Raw genomic sequence first — 11,258 nt, forward strand, 5'->3', positions numbered from 1 at the left:
CCACCTGTGAGGGTAAAAGGCGGCTTCAAGGATTTGACCGGGGGACGCGTTCCGTTTCCCCCGACGCTGTGGAGACGATTATGGCGAAGCCGACGACGATCAAGATCCGTCTGAACTCGACGGCGGGCACCGGGCACTTCTATGTGACCAAGAAGAACGCCCGCACCATGACCGAGAAGATGACGGTCCGCAAATACGACCCCGTCAAGCGGGAGCATGTCGAATACAAGGAAGGCAAGATCAAGTAAGATCTGCCGAACCTTTCGATACGGATAAAACCTCGGGTGCAAGCCCGGGGTTTTATCTTGTCTGCCGCAAGTACTCCGCTGCGTGGAGGGCGGCCTTCCCTCAGGAGAAGATCGACGTGGGTGACGCCCAGATACCATGAAAAAGGGCCGGTCTTTCGACCGGCCCCTTTCACATCGATGTCCGCAAGCTCACTCGCGGTTGCCCATGAACTGCAGCAGGAACATGAACAGGTTGATGAAGTCCAAGTACAGGGTCAGCGCGCCCAGGATGGCGGCCTTGCCCAGCCATTCGACGTCACCCATCTGCGCATGCTGGATGTAGGTCGTCTTGATGTTCTGCGTGTCGTAAGCCGTCAGGCCCGCGAAGATCAGCACGCCGATGGCGGAGATCGCGAAGCTCAGCGCCGGGGACTGCAGGAAGATGTTGACGATCATCGCCACCACCAGGCCGATCACGCCCATCATCAGGAACGTGCCAAGGCCCGACAGGTTCTTCTTCGTGGTGTAGCCATAGAGCGACAGCGCCGCGAAGGCGATGGACGTGATCAGGAAGGTCTGCGCGATCGACGCCCCGGTGAAGACCAGGAAGATCGACGACAGCGACAGGCCCATCAGCACGGCATAGCCAAAGAAGACCAGCTGCGCCGTGGCGGCCGACATCCGGTTGATCAGCGCGCTGAAGGCGAACACCACCAGCAGCGGCGCGAACATGATGACCCATTTCAGCGGCGAGGCGTAAAGCGCCGCCCCCAGGGTCGTCAGATATTGCCCATTGCCCATCTGGGCGGCCGCCAGCGACGGATCCGTCGTGGTGGCAAGGCCGGAAATGGCCCAGGCCGCGCCGCCCGTCAGCAGCATGCCGACCGACATCACGCCGTAGACCTTGTTCATATGGGCGCGAAGGCCCGCATCGATCTGCGCCGCGCGCGATCCCGCGCTGGTGCCGATCGTCTGATATTGCGCCATGGAGTCCTCCGTAACTTCCCCCTCGGTGCGTCACATCCCGCTGGGACCGCCCGAATTATGCAAAATATCGGCAAGGACACCACTTTTTTCAAGTCGCCCAAGTCGGGCAGTTCGTCGCAGGGCCTTTATACATTCACAGAATGATGAGCAGGAACTGATGCAGGTAATGAAGGGTTTAATTGATGTTGCCGCGTAAGTATGACAAACGTGGTAAATTGTTTTGATACAAACTCCCTCCTTATGTTGCTGTGAATGATAGTAGAAGACGGGCAGGCCATGGACGCGACCACAGACAAACATCCGGTAGACGTGCATGTGGGGAAGCGCATCCGCCATCGCCGCTGGACTATCGGCACGACCCAGCAGCAACTGGCCGAGGGCGTGGGGATCAAGTTCCAGCAAATCCAGAAGTATGAAACGGGCGCGAACCGCGTCAGCGCGTCCCGCCTTTGGGACATCGCGAACGTGCTCGACGTTCCGATCTCGTATTTCTTCGAAGGGCTGAACGGCGCGTCGGACACCCCTTCGCGCGACATGATGGCCGACCGCGAGGCGCTGGAGCTCGTGCGCGTCTATTACGCGATTCCCGAAGCGCAGCGCCGCCGCCTGTTCGACCTCGCCCGCGTCCTGTCCGACGTCGCTTGACCGGGCCATGGCCCCCCGATAAGCGAGGGGCCATGGACGATCGCAACAGCATCATCGAGACGGCCCATGAACTGGCCGAGGCGGCGCGCGGCGCGGCCCTGGCCCTGTTCCGCCAGCCGTCTCTCGACGTCGACAACAAGGCCCCCGCCCATTTCGATCCCGTGACCGCCGCCGACCGTGCCGCCGAGGATGCGATGCGCGCCATTTTGGCCCGCCGCCGCCCTCAGGACGCCATCCTGGGCGAGGAGCGGGGCCGCACCGAAGGCACCAGCGGCCTGACCTGGGTGCTGGACCCGATCGACGGCACCCGCGCCTTTCTGTGCGGTGCCCCCACCTGGGGCGTGCTGATCGCGGTGTCCGACGCCAACGGCCCGATCTACGGCCTGATCGACCAGCCCCATATCGGGGAGCGATTCGAGGGTGGGCTGGGCCTTGCCCATGTCATCGGTCCGCATGGCACCCATTCCCTGCGCACCCGCGCCCCCCGCCCGCTGGCTGAGGCGTTCCTGTCCTCCACCTTCCCCGAGATCGGAACGGCCGAGGACGAGGCCGCATTCCGCCGCGTGAAGGACCGGGCCCGCCTGACTCGCTATGGCATGGACTGCTACGCCTACGCCCTTCTGGCGGCGGGGCAGATCGATCTGGTGATCGAGGCGGGGCTTCAACCCTACGACATCCACGCCCCGATCGCCGTGATCGAGGCGGCGGGCGGGCTTGTCACCGACTGGACCGGCGGCCCCGCCGTGCAGGGGGGGCGCGTTCTTGCCGCCGCGAACCCCGCCATTCATGCCGAGGCGACGGCCCTCTTGAACGCCTGATCACGCGGCGTTGAGGGGCGTCGCCCTTTCCAGCCCCTATGCCTTGCCCTAGCCTGCGCCCAGACGCAGCAAGGAGCACGCGATGAAACTGATCTGGCTTGGCCATGCCGGCTTCCGGCTCGAGATCGAGGGGGCCGTCCTCCTCATCGACCCGTGGTTCACGGGCAACCCGTCCTTCCCCGAGGAACGGCGCGACGAGGCGCTGGAAGGCGTCACCCACCTGCTGCTGACGCACGGGCATGGCGATCACACCGCCGACGCGCTGGCCATCAGCAAAAGCCACCGGATCCCGATGGTGGGCATCGCCGACCTGATCGGCTGGTGGTCGAACGAGGAGGGGATCGAAGGCATCGGCTTCAACAAGGGCGGCACGGTGGACCTGAACGGCGCGAAGGTGACCATGGTCAACGCCGTGCATTCCAGTTCCGTTCAAGGCAAGTCCACGCCGATCTACACCGGCACCGAGTCGGGCTACATGATCGCGGGCGAAGGTCACGTGATCTACGTCTCGGGCGACACGGACATCATGGCCGACATGGACTGGATGGGCGACTACCACAAGCCCGACATCGGCATCCTGGCCTGCGGCGGGTTCTACACCATGGACATGGACCGCGCAGCCTATGCGGCGAAGCGGTACTTCAACTTCAAGACCGTGATCCCCTGCCACTACAAGACATTCCCGGCGCTGGCGCAGTCGGCCCAGCCGCTGATCGACGCCCTGCCCGGCGTGCGGGTGATCGAGCCCGAGGTGCTGGTTCCGCTGGACCTCTGACCTCAGGCCCCGCCGCCGACCCGTTCGGCGGCCATGACCTGCACCAAGGGGCGCGCCTGTTCCTCGGTCATGCCGGGGAACAGGCGCGCGTCGTACAGCATCCCCAGCATCTGCTGGTCCATGTCTGTCAGCAGCGCGAACTCCTCGTCATCGTTGAAGATGGACGGACGCGCCTGCGGGCTGTCGTTCTGAAGGCCCAGTGCCTGCGCGATCTCCTCGTGCAGGCAGGCCAAGCCCAGAAGGCCGGGATGCTCCTGCCGGATCAGGGCGAAGGCGCTGGAATAGGCCCCCGTCTTGTCGGCGGTGGCGTAGACGAGGCAGTAGGTCTCCTTTGGCAGGTTCTGCACCGCCGCCACTTCGGTGGGCGACAGGTTGGGGGCGGCCTGCGCGATGACGGGGCCCATGGCCCGGCGTTCATCCTCGTTCACGATGAAGATGTTGAAGTTCACGCCCTGATCCGCCAGCGCGATCGGATGCCCGGTCAGCTTCTGAAGCCGCGCGAGGTAGGACCCGATACGCGCCCGTTCCAGCGCCCGGTCGTCCGCCGGGACCGAGGGGCCGAAGATCAGCCCCACCCGCACCGGCTTTTGCCAGCGGCGCAGCGTCGTTACCGTTTCCCCGGCGGTGAAGCCGTCCGCCCCGCGCCGGTATTCGTCACGGAACGCGATCCGAAGAAATGTTTCGGCCAGAATGCGGTCGTTCCACGGAACATCCGCCCCGCCCCCGTCGGTGCGTAACAGCCCCTGCGCCAGCAGGCTTTTCTGCACGCCCGCGTAATACTGGCCCAACGCGACCGAGGCGCCGGAGGGCGTCGGCGGCACGAGGCCGGCCGGGCGCGCCCGGGGATGGACGGGTTCGGCCGGAACCACCGGCACCGGCACCGGGGGCTCGGCGCAAGCGGCCAGCAGCAGGCACAGCAGTCCAATGCTCTGCGCCCGAACGTGCATTTTCTATCCTTTCGGGCGGGCCTTGGCGGCGGCCAAGGCTTCGCGCAGGTCGGCTTCCATCCGGCGCAGGCTTTCCTCGGCCGTCGCGCGGCGGACCTTCGCCTCCTCGGCGATGGTGAGGCTTTCGTTGATCGTGGTGATCAGTTCACCATTCGCCACGCGCACGGCCTCCACGTCGAAGACACCGCGCTCGGTCTGGGTGCGGATCTCGCGGTTGGCCTCGCGCAGCTGGGTCGCGTTCGACGTCAGCAGCTCGTTCGTGAGGTCGGTCGCCTCCTTGATCGCCCCCGCTGCCTCGCGCCCGCGCTGGACGGCCACGGCCTGCGCCAGCTGCGTTTCCCACAAGGGCACCGTGTTCACGAGGACGGAGTTGATCTTGCCAACGAGGCTCTTGTCATTCTCTTGCACCAAGCGGATCGAGGGCAGCGACTGCATCGTCACCTGACGCGTCAGCTTCAGGTCATGAACGCGGCGGTCCAGATCGTCGCGCGCGGTGCGCAGGTCGCGGATGGCCTGCGCGGCGATGTTCTTTTCGGACGCCGCCAGATCCGCCGTCGCCGCCTCGCGCGCGGGGATCACGTCGCGGTCCAGCTCGGCGATCTTCGCCTCGCCCGCCGCAATGTAAATCGCCAGCTCGCGATAGAAGTCGAGCGTGCGGTCGTAAAGGATGTCCAGCGCCTTGATGTCCTTCAGAAGCGCGTGTTCATGCTTCAGCAGCGCGGCGGTGATGCTGTCGATCTGGCTGCCCACGCGGTCGTAGCGCGCCACGAAGGTGGCGAAGGGCGTGGCGCGGCGGGTCAGACGCTCCCACAGGGTCGCCTCGCGCCGCACGTCCAGTTCGGACACGGAAAAGCCGCGGATGGTGGTGACCATGTCGCGCAGGCTGTCCCCGGCGGGGCCCACCTGCTTGTTGCGCACGTCCTCCAGCATCTTGGCGCTGATCTCCTGCAGGCCGGCCTGCGCGCCGGCGCCGAAGCGGATGATCGTCTCGGTGCGGGCCATGTCCACTTCGGCCATGCGGGCGCGGATGGCCTCCACCTGTTCGGGCGTGGCGGTGTCCAGCGTCAGCGGGCTTTCGGTGTCGTCGGGCAAGGCGGTGGTGGGGGAAAGGGCCTCGATGTCGTCCGAAGGGGCCGTGGCGTCGGTGTTCATGCTCTTCCTCTTTCTTCCCGCGTCAACCTTTCGCGCAGAACCGCGATTTCCAGATCCAGTTCGGCGCGGTCGTTCCGCAACAGGACGGACGTACGGTTCGCAAAATCGGTTTCAAGGTCCGTCAGCAGCGCCACATAGTCGCGCCGCGCCGTGCCGTCCGCACCCTGCGCCGAAAGATCGGCAAAGGCCACCGTCGCGTCGCGCGCGCCCATCAGGTAGACGCCCAGATAGCGCCGCGCCGCCGCCAGATCGCGGGGATCGTCCTCCACCCGGCGGAACAGGCCGCGGGCGGTGGCGACGAACCCGGCCACCCGGCTGGACAGGGCGCGGTCGCCCAGCGCGTCGATGCGTGTCGTGATTTCGGTCAGGTAGCGTTCGGCCTCGTCCACCGCGCGCGCCACGCGGGACGCGTCGAGCCCTTCCCCCTTGTCGCGCAGGGGATCGACGCCGAAGCTCGCCACGTGCAGCGCGGCCCCGGCCAGACCCATCAGAACGGCCACCACCGGCCCCTGCTGCACCGTGCCGACGGCCAGACCCAGCCCCGTCGCCCCGGCGCCCATCAGCTTGCGCGGCAGGGCCGGACGGCGGGCGATGCTGCGGGTGTCATAGGCCAGCCCGGCTCGCAGCCCTTCGCGTGTCAGCCACGACGCGGCCAGGATCAGAAGCCCCGCCGCCCAAAAGGTCAGCAGATGCGCGGCGCCCCCGAAGAAGCCCGTCAGAAAGAACAGCGCCGCCGGAAGCAGCATCATGCGCGCGCGCGTGCTGCCCCGCAGCCGCCGGCGCCCGTCGAACGGATTGCGGCGCAGGATCATGCGCCACCGCCGCAGGACACGAAAAGCATCAGCCCCATCAGAAGCAGGAATGCGAGTTTAGCGAAGCCCTCGCCGGACATGTGTGCCTCGTTGTGTTTGTTCATCAAAGGTAGCCGAGGGGACCCCCCGCGCCAAGGGCTGGCGGGCGAAATGCGCCGATCAGGCGCCACGCGCCTTTGTCACCTCGCCCCGGATGCCGTTCCACGCGCCCGCGACCAGCGCCACGCCCAGCACGCGGTCAGGGTTCGTGGGGGGCGGCATGACCACGTCGTCCAGCTTGCGGAACCCGAAGCGGCGGTAATAGGGCGCATCGCCCACGAGCATCACCCGTTCCCACCCCAGAATCCGCGCCTCGGCCAGCGTTTCCGTGATGAGGAGGGCACCCAGCCCTTCCCCCTGACGGGTCGGGTGCACGGCCACGGGGCCCAGCAGCAACACGTCGTGGCCCTCGATCTCGGCCGGCCAATAGCGGATCACGGCGGCGATGGGGCCTTCGGGGTCGCGCAGAACGGCGCACAGCGCGGCCACCGGCGGCACCCCGTCGCGCAGGCGGTACGAGGACAGGGCCGTGCGCCCCGGCGCGAAACACAGGTCGTAAAGGGCCTCGACCTCCCACCAGTCGGCGGGCTGTTCCTGCTCCAGCTGATACATCCGTTCCCCATCGTGACTGGAAATGCGCCTAGCACGGGTGCACATCCCCTGCAAACCTTGCAAGGAGCCGCCATGTTCTACCGCCCCGAAACCGGACATAACCTGCCGCACAACCCGTTCAACGCCATCGTGTCGCCGCGTCCCATCGGCTGGATCTCTACCCGCTGCGGCACGGGGGACAACCTAGCGCCCTATTCGTTCTTCAACGCCGTGGCCTATGTGCCGCCGCAGGTGATGTTCGCGTCCACGGGGCTGAAGGACAGCGCCCATGCGATCCGGGAATCGGGGGTGTTCTGCGTGAACATCGTGTCCACCGATCTTGCGGCGGCGATGAACGCCACCTCGGCCAGCTTTCCGCGCGGGACGGACGAATTTGCGGCGGCGGGCATCGCGAAGGCCGAATGCGAAACGATCGACTGCCCCCGCGTGGCCGAGGCGCCCGCCTCCCTCGAATGCCGCGTGACTGAGATCGTGGCCCTGCGCGGCACGGGCAACCTGCTGATCCTGGGCGAGGTGACGGGCGTGCACATGCGCGACGACTGCGTGGTGGCCGGGCGCTTCGACGTCACCCGCTTTCACCCGCTATCGCGGCTGGGCTACCGCGACTACGCCTCCGTCACCGAGGTGTTCGAGATGGTCCGCCCTGACGACCGGACGGCCTAGGCTCCCGCTTCGTGGGGTCCGAACCGAAGGCGGCGGATTTGCCGCCCTTCTTGGCAGCGGTGCCGAAGGTCTTCGGTTTGGCGGGGGCGGCGCCGGGCGTCTTCGGGCCTGCGGGCTTGGCCGGGGCCATGCCGAAGGTCTTGGCACCCCCCGGCTTGGCCGAAACTGCGGGACGACGCGGCGTGTCCCCGTCCTCCTCCGCCGCCGGGCGGCGGGCGCGCACCGGCTTCACGGACGTGTTGCGGTCCTTGTTCAGGCTGACCACGCGGCGCGGCTTCTTCGCTGGGGCCTCTTCCTCCACCGGGTCGGACAGGCCCAACTGGTCCTTCAGCACGCGCGGCTTGATCTCCTCCACCTCGCCGGGCTTCAGCTCGTTCAGGCGGAAGGGGCCGTAGCTGACCCGGATCAGCCGGTTCACGGTCACACCGATCGAGTCCATCGCCCGCCGGATCTCGCGGTTCTTGCCTTCGCGCAGGCCGACGGTCAGCCACGCGTTCGCGCCCTGATGGCGGTCCAGCTTCACATCCATCGGCTGAAAGCGTTCGCCGTCGATCACGACACCCTTGCGCAGCGGTTCCAGTTGAGGATCGGTCGGGTTGCCCTTCACGCGCACGCGGTATTTCCGCAGCCACCCGGTGGAGGGCAGCTCCAGCCGCCGCTTCAGCCCGCCGTCATTGGTCAGCAGCAGCAACCCTTCGGAATTGAGGTCGAGCCGTCCGACCGACATCACGCGCGGCATGTCCTCGGGCAGCGATTCGAACACCGTCTGGCGGCCTTTTTCATCGCTTTCGGACGTCACCAGCCCCTCGGGCTTGTAATACAGCCACAGGCGGGCCGGCTCCGGCGCGTCCAGCGGCTTGCCGTCCACGACGACGCGGTCCTTTGGGGTCACGTTCAGCGCGGGGCTGTCGATGACCTTGCCGTTCACCGACACCAGACCGGCCTCAATCATCCGCTCCGCCTCGCGGCGCGAGGCGACCCCGGCGCGGGACAAAACCTTGGCGATGCGCTCGCCGCTGGGGGAAGTGGGCTCGGTCATGGGAATCCTTCGTTTCAGCCCTGAAGGATATGGGTGGACAAGCTTGCGCACAAGGCGGCATGACACGGGGATGAGCCCCTTTCGCAGCCACATGCAGACCGCGCTGGACGAGGCCGCCGCCGCCGCCGCCCGCGGCGAGGTGCCCGTGGGCGCCGTGATCGTGGCCTCGGACGGCCGCATCGTGGCGCAGGCCGGCAACCGCACGCGCGAGCTTTCCGATCCCACCGCCCATGCCGAGATGCTGGCCATCCGCGAAGCGTGCCGGCTGGCGGGGTCCGAACGTCTGGGCGGCCACGACCTTTACGTCACGCTGGAGCCCTGCCCCATGTGCGCGGCCGCCATCTCGGCCGCGCGGATCGGGCGGCTGTACTATGCGGCCGCCGATCCGAAATCCGGCGGCGTGGCGCAGGGGCCGCGGGTCTTTTCTCACCCCCAGTGCCACCACGCGCCCGAGGTTTACGACGGATTGCGCGAGGCCGAGGCCGCCGCCCTGCTGCGCGCCTTCTTCGCGCGTCGTCGTTGACAACTTCGGCCCGCCCGCCCATGACGGCAGCGACAACAGGAGGCCCGCCCATGCCCGCACTCGACCTTTCCCGCGTCCTTCCCGAAGCCCGCATCCCCGAACTGCCGAACCCTTATTTCGGCAAGGTGCGCGACTGTTACGACCTGCCGGACCGGGGCGAAGGCGAACGGCGGATCCTGATCTCCTCGGACCGCATTTCGGCCTTCGACCGGATCCTGACGGCGATCCCGTGGAAGGGTCAGGTCCTGACGCAGATGGCCCGCTGGTGGTTCGAACAAACGGCCGACATCGCGCCGAACCACGTGGTCGGCTATCCCGACCCGAACGTCGTCATCGGCAAACGGGTGGAGATCCTGCCGGTGGAGATCGTGGTCCGCGGCTATCTGGCCGGCACCACGGGCACCTCGGTCCTCACGCTCTACAAGAAAGGGGTGCGTCAGATGTACGGCCACACCCTGCCCGACGGCCTGCGCGACAACGAAGCCCTGCCCGCCCCCATCATCACCCCCACGTCCAAGGCCTTCGACGGCGGCCATGACGAACCGCTGGACGAAGCCGCCATCGTGTCGGGGGGCCTTCTGACGCAGGCGCAATGGGACGAGGTGTCGGCCATGGCGCTGGCCCTGTTCGCCCGCGGCCAGACCATCGCCGCCGAACGCGGCCTGATCCTCGTGGACACGAAATACGAATTCGGGCTGGACGCCCAAGGTCGCATCCTTCTGGCGGACGAGATCCACACCCCCGACAGCTCGCGCTACTGGCACGCCGCCAGCTATGCCCGGGCGTTCGAGGCCGGCACCCGCCCTGACAGCTTCGACAAGGACGTCATCCGGGCCTGGGTCGCCGAACGCTGCGACCCCTACGCGGACCCGATCCCCGAGATCCCCGCCGACATGATCGCCCGCACCGCCGCCGCCTATGTGGAGGCCTACGAGACGATCACCGGCGAAGCCTTCGTGCCCGACACGACCGGCGCCACGCCCCTGGACCGCGTCCGCGCCAACCTGCGCCCCTTCTTCCAATAGGGCTTGCCGCCGACGCGTGGTTTGCTATGCGTCGGCCTCAAGGAAGTGTGGCCGAGTGGTTTAAGGCTCTGGTCTTGAAAACCAGCGTGGGGGAGACTCCACCGTGGGTTCGAATCCCACCGCTTCCGCCATAAAACCTCACAAGTCTCTGATAATTACGTATTTTACTAGGTCTTACATTTCTGTCCCACCAACAGTCCCACCTTCAGACTGACGACAGCATTTACTGAGTAGCCGGTAGGATTTGGTTCGGTGCTGAGCTGCCTGGCGTTGTTGAGGTTCACTCTGCGGTTAGACGGGTGACGTGCCTATCGTGGTGCTTCTCGGGAAGAAACGGCCGCCGATAGATCCCGGAGAGGAAAAATATCGTTTTTTGAAATTGTCCGGTCTTTCGACCTACCTGGCCGCTATAAGTAGACATTGAGCTTAAGGATCGCCCAATGATGAACTTATACCTGAATGTCACGCAGGTCGCCCTGCGCTTCAACGTGTCAACCGACACTGTCTACCGGTGGATACGCAAAGAAACCTTCCCCAGGGGCGTGCGCCTCCCAAGTGGCGCACGGCGCTGGCTGTTGTCCGACATTGAGACTTGGGAAAATGAGGCGCTTGTCGTCGGCCTCATGACACAATTGGGCTTGCCGCACGGATGGCCGGATGAAGCTGCCGCATAACGTCTCCTGCTAGAGGCACTTGCGCTTTCGTCCTAAGTCGCAGGCTATTTAAGCTCCTCTGATATCCTTACGGTGCCGAGCACAACTTCGGCTGTGCGCCGAACGAAGCGAACCGCACCTCCGATATATGGGATGAGAGCGTCTCAGTCGGACGGTGCGGAGCTCGCACCAGCGTGGTCCTCCCTAGTCTGCGACCCGTATCGAAAAGGCCGTGATTGGGAGGACCGTGCGTGGTGGCTGTTTTGAATAGCCCCGAGTTTCTTAGACGCCTTCACGTCTCATCATTTGCTGCCGCTCGAACTCGGCGGGCGACAGCATCC

14 protein-coding genes and 1 tRNA gene are annotated in these 11,258 nt (G+C 66.1%); 9 read left to right on the plus strand and 6 right to left on the minus strand.

The features are described 5' to 3' along the window. The first annotated feature begins 80 nt into the window (after positions 1-80). A complete protein-coding gene (gene rpmG / locus PIJ50_RS15480) occupies positions 81-248 on the plus strand; it encodes a 50S ribosomal protein L33 (protein WP_018301779.1) in 168 nt (55 codons plus the stop codon). 189 nt (positions 249-437) lie between these two features. On the opposite strand, the gene PIJ50_RS15485 is transcribed toward rpmG, so the two are convergent. After that, positions 438-1,214, minus strand: a complete 777-nt coding sequence (locus tag PIJ50_RS15485) for a Bax inhibitor-1/YccA family protein (RefSeq protein WP_271976460.1) — start codon at positions 1,212-1,214, stop codon at positions 438-440. A 276-nt stretch (positions 1,215-1,490) separates the two neighbouring features. Between PIJ50_RS15485 and PIJ50_RS15490 the strand changes: the two genes are divergently transcribed. From PIJ50_RS15490 to PIJ50_RS15500, 3 genes are all read left to right on the plus strand, one after another. After that, the gene (locus tag PIJ50_RS15490; RefSeq protein ID WP_271976461.1) at positions 1,491-1,859 is read left to right on the plus strand and encodes a helix-turn-helix domain-containing protein; all 369 of its coding nucleotides are present in this window, start codon (positions 1,491-1,493) and stop codon (positions 1,857-1,859) included. Between the two features lie 32 nt (positions 1,860-1,891). Further along, a complete protein-coding gene (locus tag PIJ50_RS15495; protein WP_271976463.1) occupies positions 1,892-2,677 on the plus strand; it encodes an inositol monophosphatase family protein in 786 nt (261 codons plus the stop codon). Between the two features lie 82 nt (positions 2,678-2,759). Beyond that, positions 2,760-3,452 carry a metal-dependent hydrolase gene (locus PIJ50_RS15500; RefSeq protein ID WP_271976464.1) on the plus strand — a complete coding sequence of 231 codons (693 nt, stop codon included), beginning with the start codon at positions 2,760-2,762 and terminating at the stop codon, positions 3,450-3,452. Between the two features lie 2 nt (positions 3,453-3,454). Here the strand turns inward: PIJ50_RS15500 and PIJ50_RS15505 are convergent, their stop codons facing one another. The 4 genes from PIJ50_RS15505 to PIJ50_RS15520 all read right to left on the minus strand — a co-directional run bounded on the left by PIJ50_RS15505 (position 3,455) and on the right by PIJ50_RS15520 (position 7,014). Next, positions 3,455-4,399 (minus strand): DUF2927 domain-containing protein, encoded by a 945-nt coding sequence (locus tag PIJ50_RS15505; RefSeq protein ID WP_271976465.1) that lies wholly within the window; start codon positions 4,397-4,399, stop codon positions 3,455-3,457. 3 nt (positions 4,400-4,402) lie between these two features. After that, positions 4,403-5,551: a toxic anion resistance protein gene (locus tag PIJ50_RS15510; RefSeq protein ID WP_271976466.1), complete on the minus strand. Its 1,149-nt coding sequence runs from the start codon at positions 5,549-5,551 to the stop codon at positions 4,403-4,405. After that, positions 5,548-6,363, minus strand: a complete 816-nt coding sequence (locus PIJ50_RS15515) for a 5-bromo-4-chloroindolyl phosphate hydrolysis family protein (protein WP_271976467.1) — start codon at positions 6,361-6,363, stop codon at positions 5,548-5,550. The genes PIJ50_RS15510 and PIJ50_RS15515 overlap by 4 nt, the downstream gene beginning before the upstream one ends. A gap of 159 nt (positions 6,364-6,522) precedes the next feature. After that, complete coding sequence (locus tag PIJ50_RS15520; RefSeq protein ID WP_271976468.1) at positions 6,523-7,014, minus strand: GNAT family N-acetyltransferase; 492 nt, start codon at positions 7,012-7,014, stop codon at positions 6,523-6,525. Positions 7,015-7,086: 72 nt separating this feature from the next. On the opposite strand from PIJ50_RS15520, the gene PIJ50_RS15525 reads away from it, so the two are divergent. Further along, positions 7,087-7,677, plus strand: coding sequence for a flavin reductase family protein (locus tag PIJ50_RS15525; RefSeq protein ID WP_271976469.1), 591 nt, complete (start codon positions 7,087-7,089; stop codon positions 7,675-7,677). On the opposite strand, the gene PIJ50_RS15530 is transcribed toward PIJ50_RS15525, so the two are convergent. Next, a complete protein-coding gene (locus PIJ50_RS15530) occupies positions 7,631-8,716 on the minus strand; it encodes a pseudouridine synthase (RefSeq protein ID WP_271976470.1) in 1,086 nt (361 codons plus the stop codon). The genes PIJ50_RS15525 and PIJ50_RS15530 overlap by 47 nt on opposite strands. Before the next feature lie 70 nt (positions 8,717-8,786). On the opposite strand from PIJ50_RS15530, the gene PIJ50_RS15535 reads away from it, so the two are divergent. The 4 genes from PIJ50_RS15535 to PIJ50_RS15550 all read left to right on the plus strand — a co-directional run bounded on the left by PIJ50_RS15535 (position 8,787) and on the right by PIJ50_RS15550 (position 10,938). After that, on the plus strand, positions 8,787-9,239 hold the full coding sequence (locus PIJ50_RS15535) for a nucleoside deaminase (protein WP_271976471.1): 453 nt from the start codon (positions 8,787-8,789) through the stop codon (positions 9,237-9,239). 50 nt (positions 9,240-9,289) lie between these two features. After that, positions 9,290-10,264, plus strand: coding sequence for a phosphoribosylaminoimidazolesuccinocarboxamide synthase (locus tag PIJ50_RS15540; protein ID WP_271976472.1), 975 nt, complete (start codon positions 9,290-9,292; stop codon positions 10,262-10,264). Positions 10,265-10,305: 41 nt separating this feature from the next. After that, positions 10,306-10,395 (plus strand) — tRNA-Ser (locus PIJ50_RS15545). Positions 10,396-10,704: 309 nt separating this feature from the next. Further along, positions 10,705-10,938: a helix-turn-helix transcriptional regulator gene (locus PIJ50_RS15550; protein WP_271976473.1), complete on the plus strand. Its 234-nt coding sequence runs from the start codon at positions 10,705-10,707 to the stop codon at positions 10,936-10,938. Positions 10,939-11,258: the final 320 nt, after the last annotated feature.

Origin of the sequence: Falsirhodobacter sp. 20TX0035, from assembly GCF_028307215.1 — a bacterium.
In the GTDB taxonomy this organism is placed as follows: domain Bacteria; phylum Pseudomonadota; class Alphaproteobacteria; order Rhodobacterales; family Rhodobacteraceae; genus Falsirhodobacter.

Bases quoted from the DNA above. Each gene is read 5' to 3' on its own strand.
- PIJ50_RS15550 (WP_271976473.1), top strand. From the start codon at position 10,705: ATGATGAACTTATACCTGAATGTCACGCAGGTCGCCCTGCGCTTCAAC.
- PIJ50_RS15500 (WP_271976464.1), top strand. From the start codon at position 2,760: ATGAAACTGATCTGGCTTGGCCATGCCGGCTTCCGGCTCGAGATCGAG.
- PIJ50_RS15540 (WP_271976472.1), top strand. From the start codon at position 9,290: ATGCCCGCACTCGACCTTTCCCGCGTCCTTCCCGAAGCCCGCATCCCC.
- rpmG (WP_018301779.1), top strand. From the start codon at position 81: ATGGCGAAGCCGACGACGATCAAGATCCGTCTGAACTCGACGGCGGGC.
- PIJ50_RS15525 (WP_271976469.1), top strand. From the start codon at position 7,087: ATGTTCTACCGCCCCGAAACCGGACATAACCTGCCGCACAACCCGTTC.
- PIJ50_RS15510 (WP_271976466.1), bottom strand. From the start codon at position 5,551: ATGAACACCGACGCCACGGCCCCTTCGGACGACATCGAGGCCCTTTCC.
- PIJ50_RS15490 (WP_271976461.1), top strand. From the start codon at position 1,491: ATGGACGCGACCACAGACAAACATCCGGTAGACGTGCATGTGGGGAAG.
- PIJ50_RS15530 (WP_271976470.1), bottom strand. From the start codon at position 8,716: ATGACCGAGCCCACTTCCCCCAGCGGCGAGCGCATCGCCAAGGTTTTG.
- PIJ50_RS15520 (WP_271976468.1), bottom strand. From the start codon at position 7,014: ATGTATCAGCTGGAGCAGGAACAGCCCGCCGACTGGTGGGAGGTCGAG.
- PIJ50_RS15505 (WP_271976465.1), bottom strand. From the start codon at position 4,399: ATGCACGTTCGGGCGCAGAGCATTGGACTGCTGTGCCTGCTGCTGGCC.
- PIJ50_RS15535 (WP_271976471.1), top strand. From the start codon at position 8,787: ATGAGCCCCTTTCGCAGCCACATGCAGACCGCGCTGGACGAGGCCGCC.
- PIJ50_RS15515 (WP_271976467.1), bottom strand. From the start codon at position 6,363: ATGATCCTGCGCCGCAATCCGTTCGACGGGCGCCGGCGGCTGCGGGGC.
- PIJ50_RS15485 (WP_271976460.1), bottom strand. From the start codon at position 1,214: ATGGCGCAATATCAGACGATCGGCACCAGCGCGGGATCGCGCGCGGCG.
- PIJ50_RS15495 (WP_271976463.1), top strand. From the start codon at position 1,892: ATGGACGATCGCAACAGCATCATCGAGACGGCCCATGAACTGGCCGAG.